This is a genomic window from Streptomyces sp. DSM 120436 (assembly GCF_055778765.1).
This window is the reverse complement of sequence record NZ_JBSKBS010000001.1, coordinates 4,036,138-4,063,044: the sequence shown is the minus strand read 5'-3', so window position 1 is coordinate 4,063,044 and position 26,907 is coordinate 4,036,138. Positions and strand designations below refer to the sequence as shown.

22 protein-coding genes and 1 pseudogene are annotated in these 26,907 nt (G+C 73.0%); 12 read left to right on the top strand and 11 right to left on the bottom strand.

Features of this window, described 5'->3' with window-relative positions; all coding sequences use genetic code 11:
* Nucleotides 1-19: 19 nt before the first annotated feature.
* Nucleotides 20-1,357: a 6-phospho-beta-glucosidase gene (locus tag ACWH4W_RS18010; protein WP_473076745.1), complete on the bottom strand. Its 1,338-nt coding sequence runs from the start codon at nucleotides 1,355-1,357 to the stop codon at nucleotides 20-22.
* Nucleotides 1,358-1,705: 348 nt separating this feature from the next.
* Between ACWH4W_RS18010 and ACWH4W_RS18005 the strand changes: the two genes are divergently transcribed.
* The 8 genes from ACWH4W_RS18005 to ACWH4W_RS17970 all read left to right on the top strand — a co-directional run bounded on the left by ACWH4W_RS18005 (nucleotide 1,706) and on the right by ACWH4W_RS17970 (nucleotide 12,290).
* Entirely contained in the window at nucleotides 1,706-2,884 is a 1,179-nt protein-coding gene (locus tag ACWH4W_RS18005; RefSeq protein ID WP_473076744.1) for a glycoside hydrolase family 16 protein, read from the top strand.
* An 843-nt stretch (nucleotides 2,885-3,727) separates the two neighbouring features.
* Nucleotides 3,728-3,913: a hypothetical protein gene (locus ACWH4W_RS18000; RefSeq protein WP_473076743.1), complete on the top strand. Its 186-nt coding sequence runs from the start codon at nucleotides 3,728-3,730 to the stop codon at nucleotides 3,911-3,913.
* Nucleotides 3,910-5,526 carry a glucose-6-phosphate dehydrogenase gene (gene zwf / locus ACWH4W_RS17995; protein ID WP_473076742.1) on the top strand — a complete coding sequence of 539 codons (1,617 nt, stop codon included), beginning with the start codon at nucleotides 3,910-3,912 and terminating at the stop codon, nucleotides 5,524-5,526. Before ACWH4W_RS18000 ends, zwf begins: the two co-directional genes overlap by 4 nt.
* Nucleotides 5,523-6,458, top strand: a complete 936-nt coding sequence (gene opcA, locus ACWH4W_RS17990) for a glucose-6-phosphate dehydrogenase assembly protein OpcA (RefSeq protein WP_473076741.1) — start codon at nucleotides 5,523-5,525, stop codon at nucleotides 6,456-6,458. The genes zwf and opcA overlap by 4 nt, the downstream gene beginning before the upstream one ends.
* On the top strand, nucleotides 6,451-8,088 hold the full coding sequence (gene pgi, locus ACWH4W_RS17985) for a glucose-6-phosphate isomerase (RefSeq protein ID WP_473076740.1): 1,638 nt from the start codon (nucleotides 6,451-6,453) through the stop codon (nucleotides 8,086-8,088). Before opcA ends, pgi begins: the two co-directional genes overlap by 8 nt.
* A gap of 6 nt (nucleotides 8,089-8,094) precedes the next feature.
* On the top strand, nucleotides 8,095-8,979 hold the full coding sequence (gene gnd, locus ACWH4W_RS17980) for a phosphogluconate dehydrogenase (NAD(+)-dependent, decarboxylating) (protein WP_473076739.1): 885 nt from the start codon (nucleotides 8,095-8,097) through the stop codon (nucleotides 8,977-8,979).
* A 5-nt stretch (nucleotides 8,980-8,984) separates the two neighbouring features.
* Complete coding sequence (locus ACWH4W_RS17975; protein ID WP_473077534.1) at nucleotides 8,985-9,587, top strand: histidine phosphatase family protein; 603 nt, start codon at nucleotides 8,985-8,987, stop codon at nucleotides 9,585-9,587.
* Between the two features lie 315 nt (nucleotides 9,588-9,902).
* Entirely contained in the window at nucleotides 9,903-12,290 is a 2,388-nt protein-coding gene (locus ACWH4W_RS17970; protein WP_473076738.1) for an ATP-binding cassette domain-containing protein, read from the top strand.
* Nucleotides 12,291-12,389: 99 nt separating this feature from the next.
* On the opposite strand, the gene ACWH4W_RS17965 is transcribed toward ACWH4W_RS17970, so the two are convergent.
* Complete coding sequence (locus tag ACWH4W_RS17965; protein ID WP_473076737.1) at nucleotides 12,390-12,839, bottom strand: PPOX class F420-dependent oxidoreductase; 450 nt, start codon at nucleotides 12,837-12,839, stop codon at nucleotides 12,390-12,392.
* A gap of 48 nt (nucleotides 12,840-12,887) precedes the next feature.
* On the opposite strand from ACWH4W_RS17965, the gene ACWH4W_RS17960 reads away from it, so the two are divergent.
* Nucleotides 12,888-14,114, top strand: a complete 1,227-nt coding sequence (locus tag ACWH4W_RS17960) for a serine hydrolase domain-containing protein (RefSeq protein ID WP_473076736.1) — start codon at nucleotides 12,888-12,890, stop codon at nucleotides 14,112-14,114.
* Nucleotides 14,115-14,150: 36 nt separating this feature from the next.
* Here ACWH4W_RS17960 and ribA read toward each other — a convergent pair whose 3' ends face one another.
* Nucleotides 14,151-14,810: a GTP cyclohydrolase II gene (ribA, locus tag ACWH4W_RS17955; protein ID WP_473076735.1), complete on the bottom strand. Its 660-nt coding sequence runs from the start codon at nucleotides 14,808-14,810 to the stop codon at nucleotides 14,151-14,153.
* A gap of 42 nt (nucleotides 14,811-14,852) precedes the next feature.
* On the opposite strand from ribA, the gene ACWH4W_RS17950 reads away from it, so the two are divergent.
* A complete protein-coding gene (locus ACWH4W_RS17950) occupies nucleotides 14,853-15,620 on the top strand; it encodes a creatininase family protein (RefSeq protein WP_473076734.1) in 768 nt (255 codons plus the stop codon).
* 176 nt (nucleotides 15,621-15,796) lie between these two features.
* Here ACWH4W_RS17950 and ACWH4W_RS17945 read toward each other — a convergent pair.
* The 5 genes and pseudogenes from ACWH4W_RS17945 to ACWH4W_RS17925 form a co-directional block, all read right to left on the bottom strand.
* Nucleotides 15,797-16,756 (bottom strand): annotated as a pseudogene (locus ACWH4W_RS17945) (lysylphosphatidylglycerol synthase transmembrane domain-containing protein); the annotation flags it as partial.
* Nucleotides 16,753-17,667, bottom strand: coding sequence for a class I SAM-dependent methyltransferase (locus ACWH4W_RS17940; RefSeq protein ID WP_473077533.1), 915 nt, complete (start codon nucleotides 17,665-17,667; stop codon nucleotides 16,753-16,755). The gene ACWH4W_RS17940 and the pseudogene ACWH4W_RS17945, both read right to left, overlap by 4 nt.
* A gap of 95 nt (nucleotides 17,668-17,762) precedes the next feature.
* Nucleotides 17,763-19,013, bottom strand: coding sequence for a glycosyltransferase family 4 protein (locus tag ACWH4W_RS17935; RefSeq protein ID WP_473076733.1), 1,251 nt, complete (start codon nucleotides 19,011-19,013; stop codon nucleotides 17,763-17,765).
* Complete coding sequence (locus ACWH4W_RS17930) at nucleotides 19,010-19,408, bottom strand: 6-pyruvoyl trahydropterin synthase family protein (protein WP_473076732.1); 399 nt, start codon at nucleotides 19,406-19,408, stop codon at nucleotides 19,010-19,012. Before ACWH4W_RS17930 ends, ACWH4W_RS17935 begins: the two co-directional genes overlap by 4 nt.
* A gap of 114 nt (nucleotides 19,409-19,522) precedes the next feature.
* Entirely contained in the window at nucleotides 19,523-20,518 is a 996-nt protein-coding gene (locus ACWH4W_RS17925; protein WP_473076731.1) for a zinc-dependent alcohol dehydrogenase, read from the bottom strand.
* A gap of 108 nt (nucleotides 20,519-20,626) precedes the next feature.
* Here ACWH4W_RS17925 and ACWH4W_RS17920 point away from each other — a divergent pair, with 108 nt between their 5' ends.
* On the top strand, nucleotides 20,627-21,400 hold the full coding sequence (locus ACWH4W_RS17920; RefSeq protein WP_473076730.1) for a CDP-alcohol phosphatidyltransferase family protein: 774 nt from the start codon (nucleotides 20,627-20,629) through the stop codon (nucleotides 21,398-21,400).
* Nucleotides 21,401-21,569: 169 nt separating this feature from the next.
* Here ACWH4W_RS17920 and ACWH4W_RS17915 read toward each other — a convergent pair whose 3' ends face one another.
* Nucleotides 21,570-22,115: a hypothetical protein gene (locus ACWH4W_RS17915; protein ID WP_473076729.1), complete on the bottom strand. Its 546-nt coding sequence runs from the start codon at nucleotides 22,113-22,115 to the stop codon at nucleotides 21,570-21,572.
* 213 nt (nucleotides 22,116-22,328) lie between these two features.
* Between ACWH4W_RS17915 and ACWH4W_RS17910 the strand changes: the two genes are divergently transcribed.
* A complete protein-coding gene (locus ACWH4W_RS17910; RefSeq protein ID WP_473076728.1) occupies nucleotides 22,329-22,934 on the top strand; it encodes an HD domain-containing protein in 606 nt (201 codons plus the stop codon).
* Between the two features lie 62 nt (nucleotides 22,935-22,996).
* Here the strand turns inward: ACWH4W_RS17910 and betT are convergent, their stop codons facing one another.
* Nucleotides 22,997-25,117: a choline BCCT transporter BetT gene (betT, locus tag ACWH4W_RS17905; protein WP_473076727.1), complete on the bottom strand. Its 2,121-nt coding sequence runs from the start codon at nucleotides 25,115-25,117 to the stop codon at nucleotides 22,997-22,999.
* Nucleotides 25,118-25,288: 171 nt separating this feature from the next.
* Nucleotides 25,289-26,860: a GMC family oxidoreductase gene (locus tag ACWH4W_RS17900; protein ID WP_473076726.1), complete on the bottom strand. Its 1,572-nt coding sequence runs from the start codon at nucleotides 26,858-26,860 to the stop codon at nucleotides 25,289-25,291.
* Nucleotides 26,861-26,907: the final 47 nt, after the last annotated feature.

Here is a 26,907-nt window from a genome sequence, read left to right as displayed (position 1 = left end):
GAGGCCGGCTCGCCTCTTGTCAGCCGAGGTAGGCGAGTCCGGGGTGGACGGCCGTGTAGGCGTCGACCAGACGGCGGGCCACGCTCACCGAGTCCACCAGCGGGTGCAGGGCGAAGGCCTTGACGGCGGTGGCGCGGGACCCCGACCGGGCGGCGGTCAGCACCTCGCGTTCCACGGCCTTCACGGCGCAGACGAGGCCGACGGCGTGGCCGGGCAGCGGGTCGACGGCGACGGGGTGCGCCCCGTTGGCGTCCACCAGGCAGGGCACTTCGATCACGGCGTCGTCGTCCAGCGGTGAAAGGGTGCCGTGGTTGCGGACGTTGAGGATCAGGGTGGTGCGTTCGTCCCGGGCGATCGCCCGCATCAGCGCGAGCGCCACCTTCTCGTAGCCGCCGGACAGGTCGTCCGCCTCGCGTTCACCCGCGCCGGCCGCCTCCCGGTTCTCGCTCATGTAGGTGGCCTCCCGTTCGGCGCGGGTGCGGTCCCACAACTCCAGGGCGGAGACGTCCGGGTCGGCCGTCCCGGCGTAGAAGCCCTCCTGCTGGTCGCGCAGGAAGGCCCCACGGGTCTTGTGCGCCTGCCGGTAGGCGCGCACGGCCTCGCGGTTGAAGTAGTAGTAGTGCAGGTACTCGTTGGGGATCGCGCCCAGCGAGCGCAGCCAGTCCGCGCCGAAGAGCCGGCCCTCCTCGAACGAACCGAGCAGCGCGGAGTCGCCGAGCAGCCGCGGCAGTCGGTCCCGGCCCGCCACGCGCAGGCCGCGCACCCAGCCGAGGTGGTTGAGGCCGACGTAGTCGATCCAGGCCTCCTGCGGACGTGCGCCGAGCACCCGGGCGATACGGCGGCCGAGGCCGACCGGTGAGTCGCAGATGCCGATGACGCGGTCGCCGAGGTGGGCGGACATGGCCTCGGTGACCAGGCCCGCCGGGTTGGTGAAGTTGATGACCCAGGCGTCGGGGGCGAGGCGGGCCACCCGGCGGGCGATGTCGACGGCGACGGGGACGGTGCGCAGGCCGTAGGCGATGCCGCCGGCACCGACGGTCTCCTGGCCGAGCACGCCCTCGGCGAGGGCCACCCGCTCGTCGTTCGCCCTGCCCTCCAGGCCGCCGACACGGATCGCGGAGAAGACGAAGTCCGCGCCGCGCAGTGCCTCGTCGAGGTCGGTGGTGGCGGTCACCTCGGGCGCGTCGGGCACCCCGGCGGCCTGCTCGGCCAGCACCCGGGAGATCGCCCGCAGCCGCCCGGCGTCCACGTCGTGCAGCACGACCCGGGTCACCCGCCCCTCGGCACGGTCCGCGAGCAGCGCCCCGTACACCAGCGGCACCCGGAAGCCACCACCGCCCAGGATCGTCAGCCTCACATCCACACCTTCCCGCAGTCACGGCCCGCCCCCGACCCTACTCGCGCCCCGCCCGCCCCTCACGCCCGGCGGCCCGGGACTCCGCGGGCCCCGCTCTCCCTCGCCTGGCGCGCGGGGCCGACCCCGGGCACCACGCGCCTTTCGTCCACCCCGGCCCGGTTTCCCCGTTCGCGCCCATCCGAAAGGTGAACTCCCCTGCATGGCAAACACTTTCACGGTTACACCTCTTGACGCCGGAGAGCCCCCGGAGCACATTGGCGCGACCGTGAGAGCGCTCTCACGAGCAGTTCCGGACTCTCAGGGCACACACCCCCGCCACCATCAGCACCGAGAGGTCATCCCCCCCACATGAACGTCACCTCCGGCACCCCCCGATCCCCCCCACCCCGCGAACGGCGGCGGCTCAGGCACACGCTCGTCGCCCTCGCGGGCGCACTGGCGCTCGGGGCGGGCGCCCTCGCCCTCACCGGCCCCTCCGCCGGCGCCTCCGTGCCGCTCCCGCCGTCGGGGTGGACCCAGGTCTTCGCCGACGACTTCGACGGCCCCGAGGGCAGCGGGGTCGACACCGGCGACTGGCGGTACGCCACCGGCACCGGCTACCCCGGCGGCCCCGCCAACTGGGGCACCGGCGAGATCGAGACGATGACGTCCAGTCCGGACAACGTCTCGCTCGACGGCGACGGCACCCTGCGCATCACCCCTCGGCGCGACGACGCCGGCCACTGGACGTCGGGCCGCATCGAGACCGACCGCGACGACTTCCAGCCCCCGGCCGGGGGCAAGCTGCGGGTCGAGGCCCGCATCCGGGTGCCGAACGTCACCGGCGACGCCGCCAAGGGCTACTGGCCCGCGTTCTGGATGCTCGGCGCCCCCTACCGGGGCGACCACTGGAACCGGCCCGCCGTCGGCGAGCTGGACATCATGGAGAACACCCAGGGCAGGGACACGGTGTTCGCCACGATGCACTGCGGCACCTCGCCGGGCGGCCCGTGCAACGAGACCAGCGGCATCGGCGGTGAGACCACCTGCCGGGGCACGGCCTGTCAGGCCGGTTTCCACACCTACCGGATGGAGTGGGACCGCTCCTCGGACGTCGAGGAGATCCGCTTCTCCCTCGACGGCGACGCCTTCCACACCGTCCGGGAGGGCCAGGTCGACGCGGCGACCTGGTCGAACGCCACGGACCACGGCTTCTTCGTCATCCTCAACGTGGCGATGGGCGGCGGCTTCCCCGACGCGTTCGGCGGCGGCCCCGACGCGGGCACCGAGCCCGGCCACTCGATGCTCGTGGACTACGTCCAGGTGCTGACCGCCTCCTGGCCCGCCGACCCCACCCCCCACACCGGTCCCCGGCCGGCGACGAGGGCTCCGCGCACCCCGCGCGGAGCCCTCGTCGGTGTTCACCCCGGACGTTCAGCGGCGCTGCGCGCGGAACGGGGCCGGGGCGGTGTCCGTGCGCTGCCGTGCGCTGCCGTGCGCGAGGAGCCGCTCGGTCTCCAGCACCATCCGCCCGTCGTGAACGCCTGAGGCGTCTCCCCGGTGACGGCACGCACCACGCGGGCAAGGCCCGCCGGGAGCGACCGAGAGCGTCGGCGTACGCGCTGACGCCGTGGCCGGCGGCGGGCGGCCCGCCGGCCCGACGAGTGGCGCGGCACGGCCGTGTGCGGGCTCAGCGGCGGGGTGACGGCGTCCTCGCGCTCACCGCGCCGCTGGTCCGACGCGGCGCGGAGTGCGGCGGGCCGGGGCGGGGCAGGGCGTATCAGCGGCGGTCGCCGCAGCGGTGGGGGGCGGTGGCCTCGGTGGGGGCGCGGGGCAGGAAGCCGGGCGGCATGGCCAGGACGGTTCCGCGGTACTCGGCGCCCCGGGAGGAGCGGTGGACCTGCCGACCCCGCAGACTCTCCGCTCGACACTCGACGCTCGACGCTCGACGCTCGACCGGGAAGGGAAGGGTCTCATTCCGCCGCCGTCGCCCCGCCCGCCGTCCGGGTGCCGCCGTCACCCCTGTGGGGGAATCCGCCCGTCACGCCTCCCCGGGCCGTCACACATCCGTCGGGGGCCGCCGGGCGGGTGTGCCCAGCGCCTTCCTTTCGCCGCGGGCGCACACCGGAACCTTCGTGCGGATAAGTCAGACTTTTGCTTGTGAACGCGTTGCGGAGGTCCTTCCGCCCGGATCGAGGACGCCGCGGAGACGAGCACCCGCACGGCGGACCGGCACGACCGGCCACCCGGAATCGGCGGACGCCGGGCGCGGTTGACGCGAGCGCGAGAGAGAAGGCGATCAGCGTGGTCCGCACCCTGTGCGACAGAGTGTTCGATCCGCCCGGAGTGTCCGGAGCAGGCGCACAGCCGCCGCCACGGGGGTGCGCCGGGGTGAAGGACCCCGCGGACGAGGACACCCTGGAGAGGGAGGACCGCTCCGCGACGGCCGGGAACACGTACGACGTGAGGGCGCGGCAGCCGGGGAACCCGGGCAGGGCGAGGTTCGTGGACGCCGGGCCGTGGCCGCGCCAGGCGGCGGCGACGGCGTCCGACAGCGAGGGAGTTGACGCGGAATGACCGACGAGACCACCGAACCGGCGGTGGACGCCCCCGAGGCGGCGCGGGAGGAGCGGGCGGACGCCGTCACCGCCCTCACCGCGCCCCCGTCCGGCTGGCCCAACCCGCTGCGCGACCCCCGGGACCGCCGGCTGCCCCGGATCGCGGGTCCGTCCGGTCTGGTCATCTTCGGGGTGACCGGCGACCTGTCCCGCAGGAAGCTGATGCCGGCCGTGTACGACCTCGCCAACCGGGGGCTGCTGCCGCCGGGCTTCTCCCTCGTGGGCTTCGCCCGCCGCGACTGGGAGAACCAGGACTTCGCGCAGGTGGTGCACGACGCGGTCAAGGAGCACGCGCGCACCCCGTTCCGCGAGGAGGTCTGGCAGCAGTTGTCGGAGGGCATGCGGTTCGTGCCCGGTGACTTCGACGACGACCACGCCTTCGACCAGCTGCGCGAGGCGGTCGACGAGCTGGACGCCTCCCGGGGCACCAGCGGCAACTACGCCTTCTACCTCTCCGTGCCGCCGAGGTTCTTCCCCAAGGTGGTGCAGCAGCTCAGGAAGCACGGTCTGGCCGACGCGCCCGAGGGCTCCTGGCGGCGCGCGGTGATCGAGAAGCCGTTCGGGCACGACCTGGCGTCCGCACAGGAGCTCAACGCGATCGTGCACGAGGTGTTCGACCCGGAGCAGGTCTTCCGGATCGACCACTACCTGGGCAAGGAGACCGTCCAGAACATCCTGGCGCTGCGCTTCGCCAACCAGATGTTCGAACCGATCTGGAACCGGTCCTTCGTGGACCACGTGCAGATCACCATGGCCGAGGACATCGGCATCGGCGGCCGGGCCGGCTACTACGACGGCATCGGCGCCGCCCGCGACGTCATCCAGAACCACCTCCTCCAGCTCATGGCGCTCACCGCCATGGAGGAGCCCGCCTCCTTCGACGCGGCGTCGCTGCTGACCGAGAAGCTGAAGGTGTTCCGGGCCGTGCGGCTGCCCGAGGACCTGGGCCTGCACACGGTGCGCGGGCAGTACGCGGCCGCCTGGCAGGGCGGCGCGAAGGTGCGCGGCTACCTCGAGGAGGAGGGCATCGACCCGTCCTCCATCACCGACACCTACGCGGCGATCAAACTCGGGGTGGACAACCGCCGCTGGGCGGGCGTGCCGTTCTACCTGCGCACCGGCAAGCGCCTGGGCCGCCGGGTCACCGAGATCGCGGTGATCTTGCAGCGGGCGCCGCACTCCCCCTTCGACACCACGGCCACCGAGGAGCTCGGCCAGAACGCCATCGTGATCCGCGTCCAGCCGGACGAGGGCATGACGGTGCGGTTCGGCTCCAAGGTGCCCGGGACCTCCATGGAGCTGCGGGACGTGACGATGGACTTCGCCTACGGCGAGTCGTTCACCGAGTCCAGCCCGGAGGCCTACGAACGGCTCATCCTGGACGTCCTCCTGGGAGACGCCAACCTGTTCCCCCGTCACCAGGAAGTGGAGGAGTCCTGGAGGATCCTCGACCCGATCGAGGAGTACTGGGCGTCGCACGGCAGGCCCGCGCAGTACACATCGGGCAGCTGGGGACCCGCGGAAGCCGACGAGATGCTCGCACGAGACGGACGGAGCTGGCGCAGGCCATGAAGATCGACCTGACCGACACCACGGCAAGCAAGATCAACAAGGCGCTGGTGCAGGGCCGCCGGGCCATCGGCACCCCGGCCGTGGGCATGGTCCTGACGATGGTGATCGTCACGGACGAGGAGAACGCCTACGACGCGATCAAGGCGGCCGAGGAGGCCTCGCACGAGCACCCCGCGCGCACCCTGGTCGTCATCAAGCGGCACGCCCGCAACCCGCGCGAACGCACCCGGTCCCGGCTCGACGCCGAGGTACGGGTGGGCTCGGAGTCCGGCACCGGGGAGACGGTGGTGCTGCGCACCTACGGCGAGGTGTCCGAGCACGCCGACTCGGTGGTGCTGCCGCTGCTGCTGCCGGACGCCCCGGTGGTGGTGTGGTGGCCGGCCGACGCTCCCGAGAACCCCTCCCGCGACCCGCTCGGCGCACTGGGCCAGCGCCGGATCACCGACCTGTACACGGTCGAGAACCCGATGGAGACCCTGCGCGCCCGGCAGCGCGCCTACGCGCCCGGCGACACCGACCTCGCCTGGACCCGGCTGACCCTGTGGCGCTCCATGCTGGCCGCCGCCCTCGACCAGGCCCGGGGCGCCGTCACCTCCGCGACCGTCGAGGCGGAGGCGGAGAACCCGGCCGCGGAGCTGCTGGCGCGCTGGCTGGAGGCCCGGCTGCGGGTCCCCGTCGAGCGGGTGGTGACCGCGGGCCCGGTGGTCACGGCGGTCCGGCTGGGCACCGAGGACGGCGAGATCGTCATCGACCGCCCCGAGGGCCCCCTGGCCACGCTCACCCTGCCCGGCCAGCCCGCGCGCCGACTGGCCCTGAAGGTCCGCTCCACCTCCGAACTCATCGCCGAGGAGCTCAGGCGCCTCGACGCGGACGAGATGTACGCCGTCGCCCTGCGCGGCGAGGCCACCGAGGAGACCCCCGCCCATGTCTGACGTCCCCGAACCGACCCGCCGCCCCGAGTGGGCCGCCCTGGAACAGCACCGCGCGCAGGGCGTCCCGGCCCTGCGCGAGCTGTTCGACGCCGACCCGTCCCGCACGCAGCGGTACGTCGTGCACGTCGGCGACCTGCGCATCGACTACTCCAAGCATCCGGTCACCGACGAGACGCTGCGGCTGTTGCGTGAACTGGCCGCGGCGGCGGACGTGTTCGGGCTGCGGGACGCGATGTTCCGCGGGGAGCGGATCAACACCACCGAGGACCGCGCGGTGCTGCACACCGCCCTGCGGGCGCCCAGGGACGCGGTGATCGAGGTCGACGGGGAGAACGTCGTCCCGGCCGTGCACGCGGTGCTGGACCGGATGGCCGACTTCGCGGACCGGGTCCGCTCCGGGGAGTGGACCGGCCACACGGGCCGGCGCATCCGCAACGTCGTCAACATCGGCATCGGGGGCTCGGACCTGGGCCCGGCGATGGCCTACGAGGCGCTGCGCGCCCACACCGCACGGGACCTGACGTTCCGTTTCGTCTCCAACGTCGACGGCGCCGACCTCCACGAGGCGATCCGGGACCTGGATCCGGCGGAGACGCTGTTCGTCGTGGCGTCGAAGACGTTCACCACGATCGAGACGGTCACCAACGCCACGTCCGCCCGCGCCTGGCTTCTTGAAGGGCTCGGTGACGAGGAGGCGGTGGCGCGGCACTTCGTCGCCGTGTCGACGAACGCGGAGAAGGTCGCCGGGTTCGGGATCGACACGGCGAACATGTTCGAGTTCTGGGACTGGGTCGGCGGGCGGTACTCGTACGACTCGGCGATCGGGCTGTCGCTGATGATCGCGATCGGTCCGGACCGGTTCCGGGAGATGCTGGACGGCTTCCGGATCGTCGACGAGCACTTCCGCACCGCCCCGGCGGAGGCCAACGCACCGCTGCTGATCGGCCTGCTGGGGGTCTGGTACAACAACTTCCACGACGCGCAGTCGCACGCGGTGCTGCCGTACTCGCACTACCTGTCGAAGTTCACCGCCTACCTCCAGCAGCTCGACATGGAGTCCAACGGCAAGTCGGTGGACCGCCAGGGTCACCCCGTGACCTGGCAGACGGGACCGGTCGTGTGGGGCACGCCGGGCACCAACGGGCAGCACGCCTATTACCAGTTGATCCACCAGGGCACCAAGCTGATCCCCGCCGACCTGATCGGCTTCGCCCGCCCCGTCGCGGAGCTGAGCGACGGGCTGAAGGCGCAGCACGACCTGCTGATGGCCAACCTGCTCGCGCAGGGGCAGGCGCTCGCGTTCGGCAAGACCGCCGAGGAGGTGCGCGCCGAGGGCGTGCCCGAGGAGCAGGTGCCGCACCGCACCTTCCGGGGCGACCACCCCACCACCACGATCCTGGCCACCGCGCTGACCCCGTCGGTGCTGGGCCAGCTGGTCGCCCTCTACGAGCACAAGGTGTTCGTGCAGGGCGCCATCTGGAACATCGACTCCTTCGACCAGTGGGGCGTCGAACTCGGCAAGGTGCTCGCCAAGCGCGTGGAGCCCGCGCTCACCGAGGGAGCCGACGTCCCCGGCCTCGACCCGTCCACGGCCGCGCTGGTGGCCGCCTACCGCGAACGCAGGAAGTGAACTGACATGCAGATCGGTCTTGTTGGTCTCGGCAAGATGGGCGGCAACATGCGCCAGCGTCTCCGCAACGCCGGCCACACCGTCATCGGCTTCGACACCAATCCCGAAGTGTCCGACGTGCCGCACCTGTCCGACCTGGTCGACCAGCTCGAAGGGCCGCGCGCGGTGTGGGTGATGGTCCCGGCCGGGGCCGCCACCCAGCACGTCGTCGACCAGCTCGGCAGCCTGCTCAAGCCCGGGGACACCGTCGTGGACGGCGGCAACTCCCGCTGGACGGACGACGAGAAGCACGCCAAGGAGCTGGGCGCCCGGGGCATCGGCTTCGTCGACGTGGGCGTCTCCGGCGGCGTCTGGGGCCTGGAGCACGGCTACGCCCTGATGGTCGGCGGCGACGAGGAGCACGTGGAACGGCTCCAGCCGATCTTCCGCGCCCTCAAACCGGACGGCCCGTACGGGTACGTCCACGCGGGCAAGGTCGGCGCCGGGCACTTCGCGAAGATGGTCCACAACGGCATCGAGTACGCCATGATGCAGGCCTACGCCGAGGGCTGGGAGCTGCTGGAGAAGGTCGACTCGGTGACGGACGTCCGTGAGGTGTTCCGCTCCTGGCGGGACGGCACCGTCATCCGCTCCTGGCTGCTCGACCTGGCCGTCGACGCCCTCGACGAGGACGAGCACCTCCACCGCCTGCGCGGCTACGCCGAGGACTCGGGCGAGGGCCGCTGGACGGTGGAGGCGGCCATCGACAACGCCGTGCCGCTGCCCGCGATCACGGCATCGTTGTTCGCGCGTTTCGCCTCCCGGCAGGAGGACTCCCCGCAGATGAAGATGATCGCCGCGCTGCGCAAACAGTTCGGCGGCCACGCCGTCGAGTCCGCGAAGAAGGCATGAGGCCCGTGGGGGACCTGCTGCTGGCGCGGCACGGCGAGACGGAGTGGAGCAGGTCGGGCCGTCACACCGGCGGCACCGACCTGCCGATGACGCCCGCCGGCGATGCCCAGGCTAGGTCCCTGGCCCCGCTGCTGACGGACCGTGCCTTCGCCCTGGTCCTCGTCAGCCCGCTGGTCCGCGCCCGCCGCACCGCCGAGTTGGCGGGCCTGGCCGGCGCCGAGCCGGAGCCGGACCTGCGCGAGTGGGACTACGGCGGGTACGAGGGCGTGACCACCGCGGACATCCGCGCCACCCGGCCGGACTGGGACCTGTGGACCGACGGGGTGCCGCCCGGCGAGAGGTCCCCCGGCGAGTCCCCGGAGCAGGTCGGTGCCCGCGCCGACCGGGTGCTGGCCCGGGTCGCCGGGGCCCTGGAGCGGGGGGACGTGATGCTGGTCGGCCACGGTCATCTGCTGCGGGTCCTCACCGCCCGCCGTCTGGGCCTCCCCCCGTCCGACGGCCGCCTGTTCCGCCTGGAGACGGGCACCCTGAGCCGGCTGTCCCTGGAGCACGGCTCCCCGGTGATCGCGGAGTGGAACACCCGGCCGCCCGCACCCGCACAGGGCTGACCGCCCGACCGCCACGGCGCGTCCCGCCGGCCTCTTCCGGCCCGGCGGGACGCGCCGTCGCCGTCTCCGGAGGCGTGTCGGTGGCGTGCCAGCGACCGATCAGGAATCGAGAAGCACAGGCGGGGGCCGTCCGCCTAGGCTGTCGGTGGCGCGCGGCGCCCGGGGCGGGGGACCCGCCGGGCCGGCTGTGGACCACGGCCGTGGACGCGCCGCCACGAGCCGGCCGGACACACCTCGCCGCCGGCCGGGACGAGCCGGGGAACGCCGGCGGGGACCGCGACGACGGCCCCGCCCGACGGATGGAGAACCACGACCATGGTCACGAGCACGGGCCCGCAGCGGCCGGGCGGTCACATCGCCGACAGCCACGACCTGATCCGCGTGCACGGGGCGCGCGAGAACAACCTCAAGGACGTCAGCGTCGAGCTGCCCAAGCGCCGCCTGACCGTGTTCACCGGCGTGTCCGGCTCGGGCAAGAGCTCGCTGGTCTTCGACACCATCGCCGCCGAGTCGCAGCGGATGATCAACGAGACGTACAGCGCCTTCGTGCAGGGGTTCATGCCCACGCTGGCCCGTCCCGAGGTCGACGTGCTCGAGGGCCTCACCACGGCGATCACCGTCGACCAGCAGCGGATGGGCTCCGACCCGCGCTCCACGGTCGGCACCGCCACCGACGCCAACGCGATGCTGCGCATCCTCTTCAGCCGGCTCGGCAAGCCCTACTTCGGCCCGCCCGGGGCGTTCTCCTTCAACGTGGCCTCGGTGTCGGCGAGCGGCGGCTTCACCGTCGACCGCGGCGCCGAGAAGACCAGGACGGAGAAGGTGACGTTCTCCCGGACCGGCGGCATGTGCACCCGCTGCGAGGGCCGCGGCACCGTCACCGACATCGACCTCACCCAGCTCTACGACGACTCCAAGTCGCTGAGCGAGGATCCCTTCACCATCCCCACCTACACCGGCGGCGGCTGGGTGGTGCGGGTCATCGCCGAGTCGGGCTTCTTCGACCCGGACAAGCCGATCCGGAAGTACACCGAGAAGGAGCTCCACGACTTCCTGTACCGCGAGCCCACCAAGGTGAAGGTCGGCGGGGTCAACCTCACCTACGAGGGGCTGATCCCCAAGCTGCAGAAGTCGATGCTCAGCAAGGACCGTGAGGCGATGCAGCCGCACATCCGGGCCTTCGTGGACCGGGCGGTCACCTTCACCGACTGCCCCGAGTGCGACGGCACCCGGCTCACCGAGGGCGCCCGCTCCTCGAAGATCGAGGGCATCAGCATCGCCGACGCCTGTGCCATGGAGATCAGGGACCTGGCCGCGTGGGTGCGCGGCCTCGACGAGCCGTCCGTGGCGCCGCTGCTCACCGCGCTGCAGCACACCCTCGACTCGTTCGTGGAGATCGGCCTGGGCTATCTCTCGCTGGACCGGCCGTCGGGCACCCTGTCCGGCGGTGAGGCGCAGCGGGTCAAGATGATCCGGCACCTCGGCTCGTCGCTCACCGACGTCACGTACGTCTTCGACGAGCCCACCATCGGGCTGCACCCGCACGACATCCAGCGGATGAACGACCTGCTGCTGCGGCTGCGCGACAAGGGCAACACGGTGCTCGTGGTCGAGCACAAGCCGGAGGCCATCGCGATCGCCGACCACGTCGTCGACCTGGGTCCCGGCGCCGGCACCGAGGGCGGCACGGTCTGTTTCGAAGGCACCGTCGAAGGGCTGCGGGCCAGCGGCACGATCACCGGCCGCCACCTCGACGACCGCGCCTCGCTCAAGGACACCGTCCGCGAGCCCGCCGGCGCCCTGGAGATCCGCGGCGCCACGGCGAACAACCTGCGGAACGTCGACGTCGACATCCCGCTCGGCGTGCTCACCGTGGTCACCGGCGTGGCCGGTTCCGGCAAGAGCTCCCTGGTGCACCGCTCGATCCCGTCCGACCAGGGCGTGATCGCGGTCGACCAGACCCCGATCCGCGGCTCCCGGCGCAGCAACCCCGCCACCTACACCGGACTCCTCGAGCCGATCCGCAAGGCGTTCGCCAAGGCCAACGGCGTGAAGCCCGCGCTGTTCAGCGCCAACTCCGAGGGCGCCTGCCCCACCTGCAACGGCGCCGGGGTCGTCTTCACCGACCTGGGCATGATGGCCGGCGTCTCCACCACCTGCGAGGACTGTGGCGGCAAGCGGTTCGACGCGTCGGTGCTGGAGTACCGCTTCGGCGGCCGCGACATCAGCGAGGTGCTCGGGATGTCGGTGACCGACGCGGAGGAGTTCTTCCGCGAGGGCGAGGCGCGGCTGCCGGCCGCCCACAGGATCGTGCAGCGGATGGCGGACGTCGGGCTCGGCTACCTCACCCTCGGCCAGCCGCTCACCACCCTCTCCGGCGGTGAACGCCAGCGCCTCAAGCTCGCCACGCACATGGGCGAGAAGGGCGGGGTGTACGTGCTCGACGAGCCGACCACCGGTCTGCACCTCGCCGACGTCGAGCAGCTCCTCCGGCTGCTGGACCGGCTGGTCGACTCCGGCAAGTCGGTGATCGTCATCGAGCACCACCAGGCCGTCATGGCGCACGCCGACTGGATCATCGACCTGGGCCCCGGCGCCGGCCACGACGGCGGACGGGTCGTCTTCGAGGGCACCCCGGCCGAGCTGGTCGCCGCCCGCTCCACGCTGACCGGCGAGCACCTCGCGCAGTACGTCGGCGCCTGAGCGACCGGGCGCGCCGGAGCCTGCCCGGCTCGGGGGCGTCCGGCGGCCTGCGCGCGACACCGCGGGCGGGCGCCGGACACTCCCCTTGGGCCCCGGCGCCTACGCCCCGGCGCCGCGGCGCGGGATGCCGTACGCCCGTTCGACGCGCAGCCGCAGCACCAGCCGGCGGTCGCGGACCATCGCCGCCCGGTACCCCTCCCAGTCCTCGTGCTCGCCGTTGACGTCCCGGTACAGCCGGATCAGCTCCTCCACCGTCTCGTCGTACGGCTGCCCGGCGACCGGCGTCAGCTCGGCGGTGCCCTCGGCCACCGTGTAGGCCCAGCGGTCCGGGGTGGTGACGTGGTAGGACGCCCGGGGGTCGCGCCGCAGGTTGCGGGTCTTCGCCCGGTCCTCGGTGAGGGAGACGCGGATGATCCGCTCGTCGGGGTAGTAGGCGTGCATGACGTTGGACAGCTGGGGCCGTCCGTCGCGTTTCAGCGTGACGAGCACCCCGTCGTGCCCCTCGGAGAGCAGGGCGAGCAGTGCGTTCTGTTCTGCGTCCTGGGTCATGCTTCGATCAACGGCCCGCACCGGGCCGGCGTTCCCCGGAGGTGTGCGATGGCGGTACTGCGGCAGGAGGCCGACCCCGGCGAGGCCGGGCTGGACGCGGGCGCGCTGGAACGGCTGGACCGGGAGCTGGCCCGCCGGGTCGACGACGGGGAGATGCCCGGGTTCCTGGTGGCCGTCGCCCGTGCGGGGCGCGTGGCGCATCTGACGGCGTACGGGGCGCGGGACGTGGCGGCCGGACTGCCGGTGGAGAGCGACACCCTGTGGCGGATCTACTCCATGACCAAGCCGGTCACCACCGTGGGCGCGCTGATGCTGGTGGAGGACGGGCTGCTGTCCCTGGACGACGAGGTGGGCCGGCACCTCCCGGCGTTCGCGGAGCCGCGCGTGTACGTGGACGGCTCGGGCGAGGAGGTGCGGACGCGTCCGGCGTCCGGCCCGCTGCTGGTACGGCACCTGATGACGCACACCGCCGGACTGACGTTCGCCTTCTACCGCGCCCATCCGGTCGACGCGCTGTACCGCGCGGCCGGGCTGGAGTCGTCGGTGGCGCCGGGCACGGACCTCGCCGGGACGACGGACGTGTACGCCGGCCTGCCGTTGCTGTTCGACCCGGGCACGCGGTGGAACTACTCCGTCGCCACGAACGTGCTCGGCCGGATCGTCGAGGTCGTCTCCGGGCGCCCCCTCGACGCGTATCTGGCCGAGCGTGTCTTCCGGCCGCTCGGCATGACGGACGCCGGGTTCGAGGTGACCGACGCGCAGGCGGACCGGCTCGCGGAGCTGTACGGCGAGACGGACGCGGGCGGCATCGAACCGATCGCCGGACTGCCGCTGCGGGGCCGCCCCCGCTTCCTGTCCGGCAGCGGCGGCATGGTGGCCTCCGCCCATGACATGCACCGCTTCATGGAACTGCTGCGCCGCGACGGCGAACTCGACGGCACGCGGCTGCTCCGTCCGGAGACGGTCCGGCTGATGACCCGCAACCACCTCCCGGGCGGCGCCGATCTGCGCACCGTGGGCGTCCCCCCGCACGACGACCCCGGCAACGAGGGCGTCGGGTTCGGCCTCGGCGTCTCCGTGGTCGTCGACCCGTCGCGCACCCGGGAACCGTCCGGCCTCGGCGCCTACGGCTGGAGCGGGGTGGCCACCACCACCTTCTGGGTCGACCCCGGCCGCGACCTGACCGTGCAGTTCTACACGCAGGTGCGGCCCAGGTCCTCCCACACCGTCTTCCGCGACCTCAGACGGCTGGTGCACGAGGCACTCGCCGGATGACTCCTCCCGGTGGCCGGTCCGCCGGCCGACGGGGCGTCAGGACAGGTGCGCCACCGCGTCCAGGTGCGGCAGGTGGTGGTCGAGCCGCTCCCGCTTGGTGCGCAGGTAGGTGATGTTGCTCTCGCACGGCTCGATCAGCAGCGGCACCTGCTCCTCGACCGCCACGCCGTGCCGCACCAGCGCCTCCCGCTTGCGCGGGTTGTTGGACATCAGCCGCACCGACCGCACACCCAGGTCCTTGAGCATCCCGGCGGCGACGGCGTAGTCACGGGCGTCGACCGGCAGCCCGAGCGCCAGGTTCGCCTCCACGGTGTCCAGGCCCTCCGCCTGCAGCGCCATCGCGCGCAGCTTGGCGAGCAGACCGATGCCGCGGCCCTCGTGGCCCCGCAAGTAGACGACGACGCCCGCGCCTTCGGCGACGACCGCGCGCAGCGCCGCGGCCAGCTGGTCCCCGCACTCGCAGTGCTGGGAGCCGAAGGCGTCGCCGGTGAGGCACTCCGAGTGCAGCCGGGTGAGCACCCGGTCCGCGCCCAGGTCGCCGTGGACGAGGGCCACCTGTTCGTCACCGCGGTCGTGGTCCAGGTAACCGACCGCCTGGAACGCCCCGTACACGGTGGGCAGCGGCGCATTCACGACGCGTTCCACACCGGTCCGCCGCTGAGGCTGCGTGCCGAGTACGCCTATTTTTTCTGTCATGATTCCCGAGTTCCTAAGCAGAGACGAAAGGCCGTGACGGATATGGGTGGTTCACACGAGCGGTCGGCGGCATACGGCCCGGTGCACGGTCTGTTGCCGGCGGACACTACTGAGGATGTACGGACGCGGGGAGCCGGCGTCTCACGTCAGATCGCGGTACTTCCGGTCGGGAGTTACGAACAGCACGGTCCTTTCCTGCCCCTGGCGACGGACACCCTGGTCGCCTGCGCGATCGCGAGGGCGGTCGCCGACGCCCACCCCGTGCACCTCCTGCCTCCGGTGACGGTCTCCTGCTCGCACGAGCACGCGGCCTGGCCGGGGACGGTGTCCCTCTCCTCCGTGACCCTGCACGCGGTGGTGCGGGACATCGCCGACTCGCTGCGCCGCTCGGGCGTCGACACCCTGGTCCTGGTCAACGGGCACGGCGGCAACTACGTGCTGGGCAACGTCGTCCAGGAGGCCTCCGCGCGCGGTGAGCGGATGGCGCTCTTCCCCGCCCCCGAGGACTGGGAGGCGGCGCGGGTGCGCGCCGGAGTCGAAACATCGCTGCTGACCGACATGCACGCGGGCGAAATCGAGACGTCCCTTCTTCTGCACACTTCTCCCGAGGTTCTCCGTCCCGGTTACGAAACGTCCGACCACGTCTCGGACGACCGGCGTCATCTGCTCACCACAGGAATGTCCGCCTATACGGATTCCGGTGTCATCGGCCGGCCGTCGCTGGGCACCGCGGAAAAGGGGAAGGAACTTCTCGCGAGCCTGGCGGATTCCTTCGCCGCGTATTTCTCGCTCCTGGCCTCCGACGGCTGAGCGGGAATCCGGGCGGCCGGACCCGGCCTGTCCGGCCCCGGCGTGTCCGGGGCGAGCGGGCGGGGCCGGGAAACGGCCGGGGACTGTGGTGCGGGCCGTGCGGGGTCCGCCGCGCGGCGGGCGCGGACCGCCGCGTACCACCGGGCCACCAGCACCGCCGCGCCCGGCAGGCTGGCCACCAGGCTGAGCACGCCGTACACCAGGGCGACCGTCAGCCCCTGTCCCGCGCCGAGCCCCGCCGCGCCGAACGCCCAGGCGGCGACGCCCTCGCGCGGCCCCCAGCCGCCCACGTTCAGCGGCAGGCTCATCGCCAGCAGCGCCAGCACCGCCAGCGGCAGCAGCTCCGCCACCGACGCCCCGGCCCCGGCGACGTCCGCGGCGAGGACGAACATGGCGACGTACCCGGCGAGGACCACCGCGGACGAGACGAGCACGCCCGGCGCGGTGGTCCGCGACAGCAGGGCCTGCCGCGCCTCGGCGAGCATTCCGCGCACGGCCCGTGGCTTCGGCCCGGACGGCGCCCGGTTCATCCGCAGGGCCAGCACCACCGCGCACGCCCCCAGCAGGCCGAGCCCGGCCGGCGGAGCGGCCTGCCGCACCTGGTCGTGGACCGGGGACGGCATGGTCAGCAGGACCACTCCCCCGGCGGCGAACAGCGCGAGCTGACCGGCCGTCCGCTCCAGCACCACCGCCCGTATCCCCCGCCCGAGGTCACCGGCGTCCTGGCCGTGCCGGACGGCTCGGTGCACGTCGCCCAGGACGCCGCCGGGCAGCGCCGCGTTGAGGAACAGGGACCGGTAGTAGTCCGCCACGGCCGCGCCGAACGGCAGCCCGATGCCGATGCCGCGCGCCACGAGCGCCCAGCGCCAGGCGCTGAACGCGGTGGTCAGCAGCCCGATGCCGAGGGCGGCGGCCAGCGCGGGCCCGTCGATGCGCCGCACCCCGTCCACGAAGGCGCCGGTGCCGAGCCGCCAGAACAGCACGGCGAGGATGAGCACACCGGCGAGGGAGCCCAGGCGGGTGCGCACGGCGGGGCTGCCGAGCCGCCGGAGCAGGCTGCGGGCGCCGCCCTCGGCCGCCGGCAACTCCGTCGAGGGCGCCTCCGCCCCGGCCGTCTCCCCCGTGTGCGTGCTCATGCGCCACCGTCCACCGGCCGGCACAGGGCGAGCAGGTCGGTGTGGTGCACGATCACCCGCAGCTCCCCTGCCGCGCAGGCTTCGAGCCGCTCGGTCAGGTAGGCGTCGGCACGCCTCGCCATGTCCGGCCGCTCCTCGACCGCCGCTCCGACCCAGCCGCGCAGCCACTGCTCGGTCAGCGCGGCCTGCTCCGGGCCGAGCCGCCACGGGCTGGGGTTGAGCCGTACGGTCGCGCCGTGCTCGGTGAACGCCTCGGCGGCGACGGTGACCGCGTCCGGGCCGAGGAGGCCGCCGCGGCGCTGGTGGGCGTTGAACGCCTCGGTGATCTCCGCGTCCATGGGATGCGGCTCCGTCAGCTCCACGCGTCCGGCCACCGACAGGGTGAGCAGCGCCGGACATCCGGCTCCCGCGCAGGCGGCGGCCAGCGCGCCGACCTCCTCGCGGGTGAGGACGTCGAGCAGGGCGGACGCCGTCACCAGGGTGGCGCCGGCCAGCGCGTCGGAGGTGAGCCGGGCGACGTCGCCGCGCCGGGTCTCGACGGTGACGTGGCTGCCGTCGGCGGCGGAGCGCGGGGAGGCGACGGCCGCGAAGTGCAGCAGATAGGGGTCGCGGTCGTGCAGCACCCAGTGCTGGGTGCCGTCCAGACGGGGCGCCAGCCAGCGGCCCATGGAGCCGGTGCCGCAGCCGATGTCGTGCACGACGAGACCGCCGCCGGCCCGCCCGGGCAGGTTGGCGAGCCGGATGCGCAGCGGGTCCAGCAGGTCGTACGAGCGGGCGGCGGCGTCGGCCGGTTCGCGCAGCTGGAGCCACTCGGGTGCGTAGCGGGGCGGCTCCTCCTCGCCGGGGCGGGGCCTGGCGGGTCCGGCGCCGGGGATGACCGACGCGCCGCCCGTGGAGCCGCCGGGTGCCATGTCGCCCCCTGGTGTCGCGGGTGCCGCGTCGGTGGCGTCCCGGAGTCCGGGCCGGGCCGGGATCGCGGCGGCGGGCCGGGTGGTGGCCGGTCGTGTCATGCCGCCTCCCCGGACGCGGTGGGGAGCCGGCGCAGGACTTCCGCGAGGCTCTGTGCGGTGCCGGCCCAGCCGCCGAGCGCGGTCCGCCGCCCGCGGGCGGCCGTCTTCAGCCGCCGTCGCACGTCGGCCTCGCCGAACCAGCCGCGCAGTTCGGCGGCGATCGCGGCCGGGTCCTCCGGCGGGACGAGGATGCCGGGCACCCCGCCGTCGGGGGCGCGGCCGACGGCCTCGGGCAGTCCGCCGACGTCGGTCGCCAGCACCGGGATGCCGCGGGCGAGGGCCTCGGTGACGGCCATGCCGTAGGTCTCCGCGTAGGAGGTGAGGACCATCAGGTCGGCGGTGGCGTACAGGGCGTCGAGTGCGGCGCCGGATTTCGGGCCGGTCAGCTCCAGCCGGTCCTCCAGGCCGTGCCGGCGGATGAGGCCGCGCAGGCGGGTCACGTACTCAGGGGCGTGGGCGAGGCCGCCGACCAGGGAGCAGGTCCACGGCAGGTCGGTCACCGTGGCCAGCGCCTCCACCAGCCGGTGCTGGCCCTTGCGCGGGGTCACCGCGGCGACGCACAGCAGGTGCGAGACGCCGTCGGTGCCGGGCGCGAGGGGTGCGATGTCGGTGCCGGGGGTGGCGACGTGGACCCGCTCGGGGGCGAGTCCGTGGTGGGAGACGAGCCGGCGCACCGCCCACTCACTGGTGGCGACGACGGCGGGCACAGCCCGCAGCACCGCGCGTTCGCGGGCGTCCAGTTCGGCGGCGACGGCCGCGTCCAGGCCGGTCTCGTCGCCGAGCGGCAGGTGGACGAGCGCCGCCATGCGCAGCCGCCCCTGCTCCGCCTCGGGGACGATGATCTCGGGCACCCCGCAGGCGACCAGCCCGTCGAGCAGGACGACCGCGCCGTCGGGGAGTGCGCGCAGGGTGCGGGCGAGTTCGGCGCGGGCGGCGGCGCCGGGGCGGGGCCAGTCACCGGCCACCGGGTGCCGGTGCGCCTGCCAGCCGAAGCCGGGCAGGTCCAGGCACACGCGCCGGTCGTAGGCGTTGCCGCCGCTGGGGGCGGACGGGTCGTCGACCCCGCCCGGCATGACGAAGTGCACGGAGCGCAGGGACATGGGGATGATTCCGCCGTTCCTCCGGGAGGACGGCTGCGCGGGTACGCGGTCCAGGCGGCCGGCTTCGCTGCGGCCCGCCGTCCCGGTGGTCGTGTCGCGCGTCCTGCCGGTCGTTCTCACGGTCCTGTCGAAGGTCGTGTCGGTCACAGCGCACGCTCGTAACTCGCCCAGGCGATGTGCGACTCGTGCAGGGTGACGGCGATCCGCGCGATGCCCTTGGCCCCCTCCCCGAGCGCTCCCTTGTGGATACGTTCGGCGAGCCGGTCGGCGATGACCTTGGCCAGGTACTCGGTGGACGTGTTCACCCCGGCGAAGTCGGGCTCGTTGTCGAGGTTGCGGTAGTTCAGCTCGCCGACGACGGCCCCGAGTTCCCGTGTGGCCAGGCCGATGTCGACGACGATGTCGTCCTCGTCCAGCTGTTCACGCCGGAAGGTGGCGTCCACGAGGAACGTGGCTCCGTGCAGGCGCTGGGCCGGTCCGAAGACCTCGCCGCGGAAGCTGTGGGCGATCATGATGTGATCGCGGACGGTGATGCTGAACAACGGACGACCCTCCAGGTGCGGCGCGTCTGCTCCCGCCGGTCTGAGAGGCGGGGATGTCGAGTAGTACGGCTGGCTTCCTTCCCGTGTTCAGCGTGTGTCGCGTCCTTTCTCAGGTCAGGCGTGTGCGCCGGGTCCGGGGTCGCCGTAGCGCACCCGGTGGCACAGTGCGGGGAGGTCGCCGGAGGCGAGGCGGGGCATGACGTCGGGCAGTTCCTCGAAGGGCGACTCACCGGTGACGAGGGCGTCGAGGGCGGGGTCGGCGAGCAGGTCGAGGGCGAGGGCGAGACGGTCCCCGTAGCCGCGGTGCGCGCGGGCCGGGGAGACGGTGCCGACCTGGCTGCCCCGGACGGTCAGCCGCCGGGAGTGGAACGCCTCGCCCAGCGGCACGCTCACCTTCCGGTCGCCGTACCAGCTGAGCTCGACGACGGTGCCCTCGGGCCGGAGCAGTTCCAGCGCGCGGGCGAGTCCCTGCTCGGTGGCGCTGGCGTGCACCGCCAGGTCGCACTCCCCGTCGGCGTCCGCGGGCAGGGCGAAGTCCACGCCGAGGGCCTCGGCGGTCCTCGCCCGCGCCGGGTCGGCGTCGACGAGCTGGACGCGCACGCCGGGGAAGCGGGCGAGCAGCGCGGCCACCGAGCAGCCGACCATCCCGCCGCCGACCACGGCGATCCGGTCGCCGACCAGGGGTGCCGCGTCCCACAGGGCGTTGACGGCGGTCTCCACGGTGCCGGCGAGCACCGCCCGCCCGGCCGGCACCGACGCGGGCACCGGCGTCACGGACGCCGCGGGCACCACGTACCGCGTCTGGTGCGGGTACAGGCAGAACACCGTCCGCCCGGTGAGCGACCCGGGCCCCTCCTCGACCACGCCGACACTCAGGTAGCCGTACTTCACCGGCGCCGGGAAGTCACCTTCCTGGAACGGCGCCCGCATCGCGGTGTGCTGGCTCTCCGGCACGCCCCCGCGGAACACGAGCGTCTCCGTGCCACGGCTCACCCCCGAGTACAGGGCGCGCACCAGGACCTCGTCCGGGCCCGGCTCCGGCAGGTCCACGTCACGGATCTCCCCCCGGCCAGGCGAGTCGAGCCAGAACGCACGTGCGACGCGGTTCATCGAAGTCCTCCTGAACGATCGGGATCCTGCGCGCGTACCGAGTGGTGCACAGGCCGCGCACAAGGTAGCGGCGTCGATCGACTCTGTCACACGGCCGGAGGGTGTTCGGTGGCCCTGAACAACACGTACGACGCGAGGCTCGTCCGGCAGGAAACCGCCTTGGGGGCGGGCGTACAGATCCTGCTGCTGGCCCTGATCGGCACCACGATCGGCATGGGCCCCGCGGGGTGGGTCACGGGCCTCGTGTTCGCGATCGCCACCTGGGCGGTGCTGTCCCGGGCCCTGCACCGGGCGGGGTCGCGCACCTTCGGTCCGGCGAACCGGGTCACCCTCGGCCGGGCCATCCTGGTCGGCGGGGTGACCGCGCTGGTCGCGGACTCCTTCCAGGACTCACCCCCTGGCTCCCTCTTCGTCGGCCTGACGGCCGTCGCCCTCGTCCTCGACGGTGTCGACGGCAAGGTCGCCCGCAGGACCGGCACCTCCACCCCGCTGGGCGCCCGCTTCGACATGGAGGTCGACGCCTTCCTGATCCTGGTGCTCAGCGTGTACGTGTCGGTGGCGATGGGCCCCTGGGTGCTGCTGATCGGCGCCATGCGCTACGTGTTCGTCGCCGCGGCCCGCGTCTGGCCCTGGCTGACCGCGCCGCTCCCTCCCAGCACGGCCCGCAAGACGGTGGCCGCGCTCCAGGGCGTCCTGCTGCTGGTGGCGGCCTCCGCGCTCCTTCCTCGCCTGGTGAACACCGGCATCGTGGCGCTGGCCCTCGGCCTGCTGATGTGGTCGTTCGGCCGTGACGTGCTGTGGCTGTCCCGCAGGCACCGGGCGAAGCGGACGGTCCCGGCGACGGCCCCGCACAGGGCGCCGCACGAACTGGTGGCGAGCTGAGGTCAGCTCGGTGACGTCACCGAGCCGGCGTCACCGAGCCGAGGTCACCGAGCCGGCAGCACCTGGCCGGCCTCACCGCGCCGACGTCACCGCCGGCCCACCGGCCTGCCCTCCTCAGCCGACGGCCCGCGACCGCACGCGCGCCAGCCGGTGCCCGCGAGCCGCCCGGCTACTCGATCCCCGTGGCGTCCAGCAGCCGTACCAGCTCCTTCCGCCCGTACCCGAGCCGTCTCGACCGGTGGGCGGCCGTCAGCACCAGGCGCGCCACCTCCTCGGAGACGGCACCGTCCCGCCCCTCGGCATCGAGCCACTCCCCCGGCCTGTCGGCCACCTCCAGGCTGTTCATCACCACCCCGTGGTCGCGGCGGACCTCTGCGACCGTGCCGGCGACGGCGTCCAACAGCGTCTTGCCGGGACGCTCGCACTCCAGGGCGAAGTGTCCGTGGTCGGCAGGCACGCACCCTTCGGGCGGCCTCGCGCGCAGCCCCGCGTACCGCTCGTCCCCGAAGCCGCAGCCTCCGTCCTCCTCGTGCACCAGCACGAAGCGATGGCTTCCCGGCCGGACCGGGGGCGGCGGGGGCGTGTACTCCCACCCCGCGTCCTCGTACAACTGCCGCTTCACCTCCTCCTCGTCGGCGTGGGTCACGGTGAAGCCGTTGGTCTCGTTGCGCCCGGTGACCGTGCCGTCCGCGTTCCGCATGAACTGCAGGCTCATGAGGTCTCCCCCGTCGTCGGTGTCCCGCGGAGGCGACGACCGCCCCCGTCACCCCGTCGAACGGCCCGCACGACCGCCGCGTGCCCGCTTCGCGCCTTATCACCGGATCGCGTGAAAAGGGCAGCGGCGGGAACTCTTCCGTCTGCTCGTGGACTCCCCTGCCCGCTCGGGAACTCCCCGCCCGCTCCCACCCGCGGTTGTTACGCTCCCCGGGTGAGGATTCCGGGACCCGAAGAGATCCGCGCGCTGCACGAGAAGCACGCGCCGACGGCCGAGGCGTTCGTCTCCGTCCACCGCCACTGCGAGATCGTCTGGAGCGTCGCCGAGCAGCTGCTGGCGTCGCCGCGCCTCGCCCACCTCGACGCCGAACTGGTCCGGGCCGGCTGCCTCCTGCACGACATCGGCGTCTACCGCCTCTACGGCGAGGACGGACGGCTGGACCACGAGAACTACATCCGGCACGGCCTGCTCGGCCAGGAGATCCTGGAGGGCGAGGGCTTCCCCGCCGCCCTGTGCCGCTTCTGCTCCCACCACACCGGGGTCGGACTGACCCGGGAGGACGTCATGAGCCAGAACCTCCCCGTCCCGCCCGCCGACTACCTGGCGGAGACGGCGGAGGAGCGGCTGGTGATGTACGCGGACAAGTTCCACTCCAAGTCGCGCCCCACGCGGTTCCTCTCCCCCGACGCCTACGCCGCCCAGGTCCGCCGCTTCGGCGAGGAGAAGGTGACCGCCTTCCAGTCCCTGCGCGACGAGTTCGGCGACCCGGACCTCGCCCGTCTCACCCCGCACGTGGAACGGCCGCCCGTCAGCAGTTGACGGGCGGCCGTACGGAACGTCCGGGCGGGGCGGCCCGAAGCGGGCCGCCCCGCCCGGGTTCCTCACTCCTCCGGCAGGTGCGCGTCCGGTGCGTCCGGGCGGTGGTCGGGGAGGTTGGAGCGGGTGGACGCCTCGTGGCGCAACCGCAGGAACTCCAGGTACCGCTCGTACTGGTCGAGGCTGTCGGCGATGAGCTGCTCCTTGGCGTACCCCATCACGTCGTAGTCCTGGTTGCCCTCGGCGAGCCGCACCTCGAACCGCACATAGGTGTCGTGCTCGCCGACCGACCGGGTGGCGAAGGCGGGGGTGGGCCGTTCCACGGGCCAGACCTCGTAGACGAACACGTCGTCGTCGCCGACCGGCACGCGCAGGCCGACGTGGGCGAGGCCGTTCTCCTCGACGGTTCCCTCCACGACCTCCGCCTCGGCCCCCTGCTGCCGCAGTTCGTGAGCCACCTCCTGGAAGGCGGGCCGGGCCACCTGCTCCACGAACCGCGCAGCCGCGCGCCGGCCGGGGAACGCCATCGCGCGCGCCAGCCGGTGCCGCCAGCTCGGCGCGCCCGGCAGGCCGTGGTGCGTGCGCCCGGAGAGCGAGCCGGGCAGCGTGCTGACGCGGGCCTCTACCTTCATTCTCTCGGTGCGCAGGGCCAGATAGAGCCCCGCCATGATCAGGAACATCACGAAGGAGAAGGGCAGGCCCATGATGATGGTGGCGTTGGTGAGCGCCTGCACACCGCCCACGATGAGCATCGCGAGGGTGAGCAGACCGGTCGCCACCGCCCAGAAGATGCGCAGGTACGTCGGCGCGTCGGTCATCGGGGTGGGCAGGTCGGCGCTGAGGTTGCCCATCACCAGGGCGCCGGAGTCGGCGGAGGTGACGTACAGCAGCAGGCCGACGAAGGTGGCGAGTCCGGCGCTGAACATGAAGCCGGGGAACTGGTCGAGCAGGGTGTAGAAGCCCTGCTCGGGAACGTTCATGGCGGTTTCGCCGAACTCGGTGCTGCCGTCGCGCACCAGGAACAGGGCGCTGTTTCCGAAGATCGCCAGGAAGAGCCCGGTGAAGAGGAACGGGATGACCAGCGTCGCCGCGACGAACTCGCGCAGGGTGCGGCCGCGGGAGATGCGCGCCAGGAACAGTCCGACGAACGGCGCCCAGGCGACCCACCAGGCCCAGAAGAACAGCGTCCACGCGTCGAGCCACTCGGTGGGCTGGTCGTAGGCGAAGGTGTTGAGGGTCATCGACGGGAAGCCGCTGACGTAGTCGCCGACGTTCTGGACGACGGCGTTGAGCAGCCGGAACGGCTGGCCGACGACGAGGATGTAGAACATCAGCAGGGTGGCGAGCAGGATGTTGAGCTGCGACAGGCGGCGGATGCCCTTGTCGACGCCGGACACCGCGGACACGGTCGCCATGCCCACCGCGATGACGATGAGGGCGATCTGCGCGGCCAGCCCTTCGGGGACGCCGAAGAGCGCCTTGAGGCCGTAGTTGAGCTGCACCACGCCGATGCCGAGGGTCACGCCGATGCCGAAGACCGTGCCGATGATGGCCGCGAGGTCGACGGCGTCGCCGATCCGGCCGTGGATGCGGCGTCCGATGATCGGGTAGAGCGCGGAGCGGATGGCCAGCGGCAGCCGGTACCGGAAGGAGAAGTAGCCGAGTGCCATGCCCATCAGCGCGTACATGCCCCAGCCGGTGATGCCGTAGTGGAACAACGTCCAGACGACCGCCTGCCGGGCCGCCTCGAGCGTCTCCGGGTCGCCCTCGGGAGGCGCGAGGTAGTGGCTGACGGGTCCGGACACCGAGAAGAACATCAGGTCGATGCCGATGCCCGCCGCGAACAGCATCGAGCCCCAGGTGAAGAGGCCGTAGTCGGGCTTGGAGTGCTTGGGGCCGAGCTTGATGGTGCCGTACTTGGACGCGGCGATGAAGACGACGAACAACAGGTAGAGGGTCGCCGCGAGGAAGTAGTACCAGCCGAACCAGTGGGAGATCTTGCCGACCGCGACGCCGATGACGTGCTCCGCGCCCGACGGGGTGATGATCGCCCACAGGGAGATCGCGAGGACGAGGAGCGCCGCCCCGAAGAAGACGACGGGCTTGATCCGCGCCGGGCCCGTCGGGGCGTCCTCGAGCGGCAACTCCTCCGGGGTTCCGGGACTTCTGTCTCCGATGGTCGACACGTCGCACTCCTTCTCGGCTTCGGCTGCCGGCCGCCGCACCCGATGCCCGGTCCGCGGCGCGGGCGCCCGGACGATTTCCGGCCACCGAGGCGCACCTACCCAGCCGGCCCGCCGTCACCACGGCACGTCCGGCCGAGAGGTCCTCACTCGTCGCGGAGGGCCGCGGACCGGTCACCGCGTCGTCGCCCGGCCGGACGGTCCGCTGCGCCCGGTGATGAGGTCGGCGGCGCGTTCGGCGGCGAGCAGCACCGTCACCATGGGGTTGATGGTGGGCATGGTCGGGAAGACCGAGGCGTCGACGATGCGCACGCCCTCGGCGCCGCGCAGCCGCAGCTCCGGGTCGCACACGGCCGTCGGGTCGTCGGCCGCGCCCATCCGGCAGGTGCCCGCCGGGTGGTACACGGTGTGCGCGGCGCGGCGGCCGTACTCCGACAGGTCGGCGTCGGAGGTGACGGACGGGCCGGGCGCGACCTCGCGGACCAGCCAGTCCTTCAGCGGATCGGTGGCGGCGACCTCGCGGGCGAGCTTGAGCCCTTCGACGACGGTGCGCTCGTCGTGGCCCTCGGGGTCGGTGAAGTAGCGGAAGTCCAGGGCGGGATGCTCGGACGGGTCCGCGCTGCGCAGCCACATGCGTCCGGTGGAGCGGGCACGCGGCACGTTCGGCGTCATGCACACCCCGTGCTCGGGAACCGGGTAGCCGAGCCGTTCGGTGTTGACGGTGAACGGCACCTGGTAGAAGTGGAACATCAGGTCGGGGCGGGGCTGTCCCTTGTCGATGCGCAGGAAGAGACCGGCGTCGGAGTCCATCGCGGAGTTGGGCGGCAGCGGGCCGCGGGTCTCCCAGACGATCACCGACTCGGGGTGGTCCAGCAGGTTCTCCCCCACGCCCGGCAGGTCGACGGTGACGTCGATGCCGAGGCGGCGCAGGTCGTCGGCCGGGCCGATGCCGGAGAGCATCAGCAGTCGCGGGGTGTCGATCGCCCCGGCGCACAGCAGCAGTTCACGGTCGGCGCGTACGGTGGCGGGCTCGCCGTCGGCGCCGCGCACCGCGACCCGGGTCAGCCGCCCCGCCTCGTCGGTGAGCAGCCGGTGCGCCCAGGTCTCCAGCATCAGCGTGAGGTTGGGGCGGTCGAGGACGGGGTGCAGATAGGCGACGGAGGCGGAGGAGCGCAGGTTGCCCTCCGGCTCGTAGGCGAGGGAGAAGAAGCCGGTGCCGTCGGCGAAGGGCTCTGCGTTGAAGTCGTCGATGACGGGGACGCCGGTGGCGCGGGCGGCGGCGGTGACGAAGTCCTTGGCGATGGGGTTCCGGTCGGCCTCCGCCACCGGCACGATCCTGGTCTGCAGCCGGTCGCGGTACGGCAGGATCGTGTCCGGGTCCCAGCCGGTGCAGCCGGCGGCCACCCAGTCGTCGAGGTCCTGCGGCAGCGGCAGGAAGCTGATCAGGGTGTTGTGGGAGGAGCAGCCGCCGAGGACGCGGGCCCGCGAGTGCAGGATGTGCGAGTTGCCGCGCGGTTGTTCGACGGTGGTGTAGCCGTAGTCGAACTCCGAGCCGAGCAGGTTGATCCAGTTGCGCAGGCGCAGGATGCGGTCGTCGCCCACGTCGGTGGGGCCGCCCTCGATGACGCAGACGCGGCAGTCGGGGTCCTCGCTGAGACGGGCGGCGAGCACGCATCCGGCGGTGCCGCCGCCGACGATGACGTAGTCGTAGTCCGACTCCGCTCCGTGAGGGGTGGTGGAGGCCATGGGCTGCCTTTCTTCGGAACCGTCGGGTGAGGGGGCGGGGGCGGCGT